Consider the following 2,773-nt stretch of genomic DNA (forward strand, 5'->3'; position numbering starts at 1 on the left):
GTGGGGTGTGGGGTGTGGGGTGTGGGGTGTGGGGTGTGGGGAGAATAAAGCTGCCTCCTGCCTCCTGCCTCCTGACGACCGACTCCTGACGACCGACTCCTGAATCCTGATAGCTAAAAAGCGGATAACTGTTCACTGAGGGCGGATTTAATGCGTTGGTTGCGGATTTCGCCGGCGTGGGTGACACAGGCACTATCAATGATGTCATCGGCAAAATCGAGGTTTAAACTGCCCTCTTTGCTGACTAGAAGCTGTAGCAGCATTTGCAGGTTTTTGGCGTACATCTGGCTGGCATTGGTGGCCACTGTGGCAGGAAGATTAACGGCTCCGACGATTTTTACCCCATTAACGATGATTTCTCGTCCCGGTTGGGTGTAGGCGCAATTTCCGCCCTGTTCCGCCGCTAAATCAACGATTACCGACCCCGGTTTCATGGTGGCGATCATTTCTTTGGTGACTAGCAGCGGGGCCTGTTTCCCCGGTACTTGGGCGGTGGTGATCACCACATCAGCCCGCTTAATTGGTTCCGTTAGGGCTTGACAAATGCGCTCCTGTGTGCTAAGAGAAACCTCTTTGGCATAACCGTTATCGGCGACGGTATCTTCTTCTAGGGGCATTTCAATAAATTTCGCCCCGACACTCTGCACTTCTTCTTTGACTTGGGGACGAATATCAAAAGCCTCCACCACTGCCCCCAAACGGCGGGCGGTAGCGCAAGCTTGCAATCCAGCAACTCCTGCCCCCAATACCAGCACTTTGGCTGGGGCGATCGTACCGGCGGCGGTAGTCATCATCGGGAACATTTTCGGCAGCTCAACGGCGGCGAGGAGTACCGCTTTGTAACCGGCGAGGTTAGCCTGAGAGGAGAGGGCATCCATACTCTGGGCGCGACTACTGCGGGGAATTAATTCCATGCTCAAAGCTGTAATCCCGCGCTCGGCTAATTTGGCAATGCGCCGGGGTTGACGCAGGGGATCGAGAAAGCCGAGGAGGATACAACCATTTTTCAGGCGATCGATCTCGCTATCGCTAGGAGGGACGACTTTGAGAATAATATCGGCAGTTTCATAGATATATTCGCTGTTTTCGCTCAGGGCGGCTCCCACGGCACTATAGGCACTATCGGCAAAGTTAGCGCTAATTCCCGCCCCATTTTGGACAATTACCTCAAATCCCGCCTTGACTAAACGGGCGACGGTATCCGGCACTAGCGCCACCCGCGCCTCGCCTTGGTCACTTTCTTTGATTACGCCGATTTTCATGGCTGGGTTTCTCCTTAATAAGTCCTTCTCTTGTCCTATGCTGTTAGGGTAAGGGTTTCGTTAAATGCGATCGATCCCTTGGGATAATTTCGAGTCAAAATTGCTTTTCACTTCCATCCTAGCTATCCTCACCTTTCTGGCTCTTTTTCGGGGTGAATCTTAGGATTATCTTCAGAATTAAAGGGTTTTGAGCGGCACTGCTTGGGAATTTTTACCTAGTGATGAGGTAGGAGGTTTTCGTTTTGGGGAACGCTGGAACGGTTAACATTAGCTGGTCTTCGGTCGTAGATACCAATTTAGGTTATACTTCATCTTTATGAGAAAGGCTGTAATAGGTCTCGACAATCTCAAAGTTTTACAGTTCTTTTAACTTCGATCGCAATTGCTCTAATTCTGCATCTACTGCTGAATCCCTGACGGTGAGTGGATGGGCAGTGTTACCCAGTAACATTTGTGCTTTTAGCCGTACCAACGCAGCTAACCACTCTTTCAGATCGGAATTAGCCAGAGCGATGGCTCTACCGACTCAGGCATTGGGAACCTGTTTTCGCAGGTATTCTTGCCCAAAACGCAAGAATATTGGCAAAATTTAGCAATTTTGCCAATATTAGCCTCGCAGAATTAACCGCCCAATTAGAAGATCTAGAATCGGTTTTAGAATTAGAGAAGGCAAAAGCAGCGGATATTATTCCGAGTCGCCGCTCAATTGCCCGATCCAGAAAAGATTGCTCTGATTAAATTTTTAGTCAATACTTTAGAATTTGCCTAAAACTATGAACGACAACGAAAAACGAAAAATTGACAGCATTATCGTCCGAATTGCCTTGATTTTGGGACTGGGATTTTTAGCCGTAGAAGCAGGTCGAAATGTTATCAGCATTTCTTCTCAAAATAGCTTTCCAGAATTAGAGCAACACGTAAGAGAAGCGGAAAGAAGAGGAGAAAAAGTAAGGAGAGCCATTGAAGAAGCCAACAAACACCGACTTTCTGACCCAGATCAACCAAACCCTTAAGCGAGTGAAAATTCAGGTTAGGGGCGATCAATGACAGTTGATCGCCACTTTACCCGCAAAAGATGGGGGATGTTTTTTCTTTATATTAGCTTCTTGTGCCAGAGAATCATCACCTTTATCTAGAGCGATTTTAACTCTTTTTTACCATTTTAAAACCTCAGCTTGTGCTTGGTTGTACTGTTGTTCGGCTCTTTTTTGTAAGGCAATTACTTCGATAATTGAGGAACGTAAATTAGATAAATCATCCCGCATAATAGTGATGGTTAATTTTGACATCCTCACCGCCGTAAAACGGACGGCGATTCCCAAACCTCACGATTTAGGTTTCTGTTTCTTTCCCGAAGGATTTTTCGCACCTGCCTTAACAGATTTACTCTGTTCTGGTCTTATGGTCGCTCCACAGACTGACACCGCAAGCCCTGCGGCCAAAATATTTTTACTGGCGTTAATATCTCGGTCATGGTGTGTCCCACAGTTCGGACAGTCCCACTCTCGAAC

Annotated in this window: 5 protein-coding genes; 2 read left to right on the top strand and 3 right to left on the bottom strand. The window is 47.6% G+C overall.

Annotated features, from left to right (window positions below; genetic code table 11):
* Positions 1-113: 113 nt before the first annotated feature.
* A complete protein-coding gene (locus PX636_RS04430; protein ID WP_288116335.1) occupies positions 114-1,262 on the bottom strand; it encodes a Re/Si-specific NAD(P)(+) transhydrogenase subunit alpha in 1,149 nt (382 codons plus the stop codon).
* A gap of 579 nt (positions 1,263-1,841) precedes the next feature.
* Between PX636_RS04430 and PX636_RS04435 the strand changes: the two genes are divergently transcribed.
* Together PX636_RS04435 and PX636_RS04440 are read left to right on the top strand one after the other, a co-directional pair.
* A complete protein-coding gene (locus PX636_RS04435; RefSeq protein ID WP_288116336.1) occupies positions 1,842-2,000 on the top strand; it encodes a hypothetical protein in 159 nt (52 codons plus the stop codon).
* Positions 2,001-2,035: 35 nt separating this feature from the next.
* Complete coding sequence (locus tag PX636_RS04440) at positions 2,036-2,275, top strand: hypothetical protein (RefSeq protein WP_002797307.1); 240 nt, start codon at positions 2,036-2,038, stop codon at positions 2,273-2,275.
* A 141-nt stretch (positions 2,276-2,416) separates the two neighbouring features.
* Here PX636_RS04440 and PX636_RS04445 read toward each other — a convergent pair whose 3' ends face one another.
* Positions 2,417-2,584, bottom strand: a complete 168-nt coding sequence (locus PX636_RS04445; protein ID WP_288116337.1) for a PspA/IM30 family protein — start codon at positions 2,582-2,584, stop codon at positions 2,417-2,419.
* 3 nt (positions 2,585-2,587) lie between these two features.
* Positions 2,588-2,773, bottom strand: a 186-nt coding sequence (locus PX636_RS04450; RefSeq protein ID WP_288116338.1) for a zinc ribbon domain-containing protein, incomplete at its 5' end; no start/stop codon positions are given.

It is taken from the genome of Microcystis sp. M53598_WE2 (assembly GCF_030067735.1).
In the GTDB taxonomy this organism is placed as follows: Bacteria; Cyanobacteriota; Cyanobacteriia; order Cyanobacteriales; family Microcystaceae; genus Microcystis; species Microcystis aeruginosa.